5 protein-coding genes and 1 pseudogene are annotated in these 4,335 nt (G+C 65.7%); 3 read left to right on the top strand and 3 right to left on the bottom strand.

The features are described 5' to 3' along the window. Positions 1–268, bottom strand: a pseudogene (locus VK519_RS01475) (co-chaperone DjlA); the annotation flags it as partial. Then, positions 265–579, bottom strand: a complete 315-nt coding sequence (locus VK519_RS01470) for a c-type cytochrome (protein WP_324346969.1) — start codon at positions 577–579, stop codon at positions 265–267. The gene VK519_RS01470 and the pseudogene VK519_RS01475, both read right to left, overlap by 4 nt. A gap of 109 nt (positions 580–688) precedes the next feature. On the opposite strand from VK519_RS01470, the gene VK519_RS01465 reads away from it, so the two are divergent. Genes VK519_RS01465 through VK519_RS01455 form a run of 3 tightly spaced genes read left to right on the top strand, consistent with a single transcriptional unit; the run spans position 689 to position 2,499 of the window. Beyond that, on the top strand, positions 689–1,585 hold the full coding sequence (locus VK519_RS01465; protein WP_324346967.1) for a phosphoribosylaminoimidazolesuccinocarboxamide synthase: 897 nt from the start codon (positions 689–691) through the stop codon (positions 1,583–1,585). Between the two features lie 22 nt (positions 1,586–1,607). Next, entirely contained in the window at positions 1,608–2,075 is a 468-nt protein-coding gene (locus VK519_RS01460) for an Mpo1 family 2-hydroxy fatty acid dioxygenase (protein WP_324346965.1), read from the top strand. A 7-nt stretch (positions 2,076–2,082) separates the two neighbouring features. Beyond that, positions 2,083–2,499 (top strand): hypothetical protein, encoded by a 417-nt coding sequence (locus VK519_RS01455; protein WP_324346963.1) that lies wholly within the window; start codon positions 2,083–2,085, stop codon positions 2,497–2,499. 80 nt (positions 2,500–2,579) lie between these two features. On the opposite strand, the gene VK519_RS01450 is transcribed toward VK519_RS01455, so the two are convergent. Beyond that, positions 2,580–4,335, bottom strand: a 1,756-nt coding sequence (locus VK519_RS01450) for a beta-agarase (RefSeq protein WP_324346961.1), incomplete at its 5' end; no start/stop codon positions are given.

The following is a 4,335-nucleotide window of genomic DNA, read 5'->3' as shown; positions in this document are numbered from 1 at the left end:
GTCGCTGCTCGGGATTGAGGTTCATCCGTCCCATCAGGCGCTCGGCCACGGCGATCTCTTGCGGCGACACGCGGCCATCAGCCTTGGCCACGGCACCGAGGATGGCGTACAGCGGGCCAATGAAGCCGCCCGCGGCGGGCGTGGCCTCGCGCCGGTTGCGGCCGGCATCGAACATGAAACCGAGCATGCCGCCGATCACGGCGCCGATCGGGCCGTGCAGCAGGAAGAAACCGATCAGTGCGCCGATCAGGGTGCCGGTGAAATTCATGGATTGGCCTGGCGTTGTGGCGACTGGGCGGCGTACCAGGTCGCGAGCTGGTCGAGTTCGGCCTCCGAGAGGGGCCCCAAGGCCGCGCGCATCACGGCGACGTCGCGCCGGCCGTCGCGGTATTGGCGCAGGGCCTGGCGAAGGTAGTCCTCGCGCTGGCCGGCCAGGTTGGGGGCCCCGGCCATCGTAGCCATGCCATCGACGCCGTGGCAGGCCGCGCACAGGCCCAGGCGTGCCGGTTTCACCGGCACGGCGCCTTGGGTCATGACGGGAGCGGCGAGCATGGCCGCCGCGAGGACGAGGTTTCGCATGGACGAGTAGTGGGGACGACAGAACGGGATTCTAGCAGTGCCGCGGGCGTCCGCCCCGGGGCCGGCCAGTTACAATGGGCACTTCTCCTTATTTCCCGGAGCCCACGTCGTGCCGACCACCCTGCTGCAATCCGACCTGCCTGGCCTTGAGCTGGTCCACCGCGGCAAGGTCCGCGACGTGATCGCCCTGCCCGGCAACCGCCTGCTGATGGTGGCCACCGACCGTTTGTCGGCTTTCGACGTGGTGCTGCCCGATCCGATTCCCGGCAAGGGCGAGATGCTCACCCAGATCTCCAACTTCTGGTTCGGCAAGACGGCACACATCATCCCCAACCACCTCACCGGCACGCCCGTGGAAGAGGTATTGCCGCCTGGCGCAGACCTTGGGCTCTATCGCCGCCGCGCGGTGGTCACCCGGCGATTGAAGCCGGTGCCGGTGGAGGCCATCGCCCGCGGTTACCTGATCGGTTCGGGCTGGAAGGATTACCAGGCCACCGGCGCCGTGTGCGGCATCGCCCTGCCACCGGGCCTGAAGCAGGCCCAGCAGTTGCCCGAGCCGATCTTCACCCCGTCGAGCAAGGCCGCGGTGGGTGACCACGACATGAACGTGACCTTCGAGCACGTGGTGGATACGGTGGGCGCGGAGCTGGCCGGAAAGGTGCGAGATGCCACGCTTGCCCTGTACCGCTTCGCCGCCGCTTATGCTGCCGAACGCGGCATCATCATTGCCGACACCAAATTCGAATTCGGCACCGATGAACAGGGCACGCTGTACGTGATGGATGAGATGCTCACTCCGGATTCGTCGCGTTTCTGGCCGGCCGAACACTATGCGGTGGGCATCAGCCCGCCCAGTTACGACAAGCAGTATGTCCGCGATTACCTGGAAACACTCGGCTGGAACAAGACAGCGCCGGGCCCGCGGATTCCCGCCGACGTCATTGCCGGTACCGCGGCCAAGTACGCCGAGGCGCTGGAACGACTGGCCGGCATCCATATCGACTGACCACACGGCAAGGGGAAAGGCCATGCGCGATGCGAATACCTGGTTTGGCAACTACGCCGCCGACCACCAGAACCCGACCAACCGCACGATCCACTGGATCTGCGTGCCGGCGATCACCTGGTGCGCGGTGGCCTTCCTGTGGATCGTGCCGGTACCCCAATGGCTCGGACGCCCGGGTTTCTTCGCGGTGCTGGCGATGTTCCTGGCCTTCGTCTTCTACTACTTCCGGCTGTCGCGCGGCATCGGACTTGCCATGGCCGCGGTGTTCGTGGCGATGTCACTGATCACCGAGGTGCTGTACCGCGTGCTGGGGCCAGCCAACCTGGGTTGGCTGGCACTGGCCGTCTTCGTGGTGGCATGGATCGGCCAGTTCGTCGGCCATCACATCGAAGGCCGCCGCCCGTCTTTCTTCACCGACATCCAGTATCTGTTGATCGGCCCGGCATGGTTGATGAGCAAGGTGTTCCGGCGCGTCGGCATCACTTATTGAGAACCTGGTGACGCAAACCATCCTGACCCTGCTCAGCGCCCTGATCTGGTGGGTGCTTTATTCCAGCGCGGCGGCCATCGTGCCCGCTGTGGTTGTCTACTTCATGCTGCGCATGGTGGAAAGGACACCGGTGGTGTTCAACCGCGCGTACTTCGCCTGCCTGTTGTGGACGCTGTTTGGCATAGCCACGGCAGGCCTGGTGCTGCTGGCGCAGAAGAGTTCGCCGGCCGCGGGTTACGCGTTGTTCGCCTCGCCCTGGATGCGCGGCGCGCTGATCGTGGACATGCTGGCCGGCGTGCTGCTGGTATGGCGCCTGGTGCCGCGCGCGGATGCACGTCGCGTGCGCATCACCAGCGCCTGCATGGCGGTGGCGGCTGTCATGGTCCTTGCGCTGATGCTGGGCGCCATCCTCGTTTCGCGCTAAGCCTGGGATCAAGGGCCTGCCGCGTAACGCGGTTGGGGGTCAGAGTATTTACGCTGACCCCGGAGTGGGCTGTTCGCTGGCTACTGGCCCGCTGCGCGCCGGTTGGCGCGTGTGACGTCCTGGACGAAACCGGCGAAGGGAATATCGGTGATGCCGACCAGGCCGATGTGGCTGTTCTCGCCGTCCAGGATGCGCCCGGTTACCGGTTGGTCGGCGTAGTCGAACCAGTGTGCGCCGACGATCACCCCGCTCGCTTTCGCCGCATCGACGAAGCGCGCATAAGCCTTGCCCCGCTCACCCTCGCCGGCAACGGCAACCACGCCATTGCCGAACGGCCCGCGGTCGGCGGAGCCGAAATGGAACTCGGTCACCATCACCGGTTTATCCATGCGCCTGAAGGCCGCGACATCCAGGCCATGTTCGGGAAGGTCGGCATAGGCGTTGATGCTCACGACATCGCAATAGCGTGCGCAAGCGGCCTCCACTTCGGGGGTGCGCACGGCCAGGCGGCCGCCAAGGAACAGGTGGTGCGGATCAGCCTTCTTCAGCGCCGTGGCGACTGTGCGGAAATAGGTTTCGGCATAAAGGGTGAGGAAGTCGATGTAGTCTGCAGCGATGGCCGGATGGGCTTCGGCCGGCACCGGCGCCTGGAAACCCGGTGCCAGTAAATGATCCCAGCCTGTCAGCGGCACGCCCCAGGCGGCGGCGAGTTTGCCGGCGTCGCCGTATTTCTTCCGCAATGACGCAACGAAAGCCTGCTTGGCGGGACTTTCCGGACCCAGCTGCAGGGCGCCGGTGGCCAGGCCCCAGCGGCCTTGCGGACCACGCCCGGCCCACGCCAGTTCGTTGTCGGCGAAGTAGCCAAGAAGCCAGGGATCGTCGCGTGCACCCTTGGTGGCCTTCGCCACCGCGATCGTGGTGGCGGCGACAAACTTCGGATCGAAGGGATCGGGCATGCGGCCCCAGTAGTCGTAGCCGGTGGACACGCTGGCGAAATTGCCATCGATCACCACCGGCACCGTATAGGCGATGCGGTGGGCCGTGAACAGCGATGGATCGCTCCAGTTGCCCAGCGTATTGAAGCCCCAGCCGCGCAGTCGATCCAACGTCACCTTCGCCCACTTTTGCGGCCAGGCATCGCCGTAGGTGCGTTGCAGGTTGGCGCGGTAGAAATCGAACCACTGGCCATGGTTCATGCCGTTGTCGCGTTGCGAGCCATTGTCGCTGCGATCGTCGCCCTGTCCGTAGAACTTGCCCAAGGGGCCGTTCGTGGGCGGCAAGCCTTCGAACATAGCCTTGCGGCCCTGGATGTAGGTCATGCCGCCGTCGATAGCCACGGCGTTCACGCCGAGCGAGAAGAACGACTTGCCGTCAGGTGTGACCAATGTCCAGGCGCCCTTCACCTTAGCCAGGCTGAACCAGCCGGTGGCCTTCAGGCCCGGCCGCCCTTCGCATTGGGGGTCGGCCGCGGCATGGGGGTCAGAGTCGTTGACTCTGACCCCGCAGGGAGTGCTGACCACGCCGCCATAGCCGGGCACGGCCGGCGATGAGGGATCGGCATGCAGCGATGCCTTCTTCAGCCCCGCGTCGTCGGCGATTTTTTCAGGCCACGTTGTACGCGTGTATTGGCCGTACGCATCGACGATGCCGGTGTAGGCAGCATCGAGCGCGGGGGTGTCGGCAACGACAGATACGGCACCGAACAGCACCACTTGCGGTGCATTGGGCGAGGGCATCGACACGCGCACGGAACGCGCCGTGCCTGGGTCGAAACTGCCGTCGACCGTGGTTGCGACAATGGTGCCCTGCCATGGCATGGGCGGCCCCACCTGCATG

Source organism: Pinirhizobacter sp. (assembly GCF_035317885.1).
In the GTDB taxonomy this organism is placed as follows: Bacteria; Pseudomonadota; Gammaproteobacteria; order Xanthomonadales; family Rhodanobacteraceae; genus Pinirhizobacter.
This window is presented reverse-complemented; position numbering and strand designations above follow the sequence as displayed.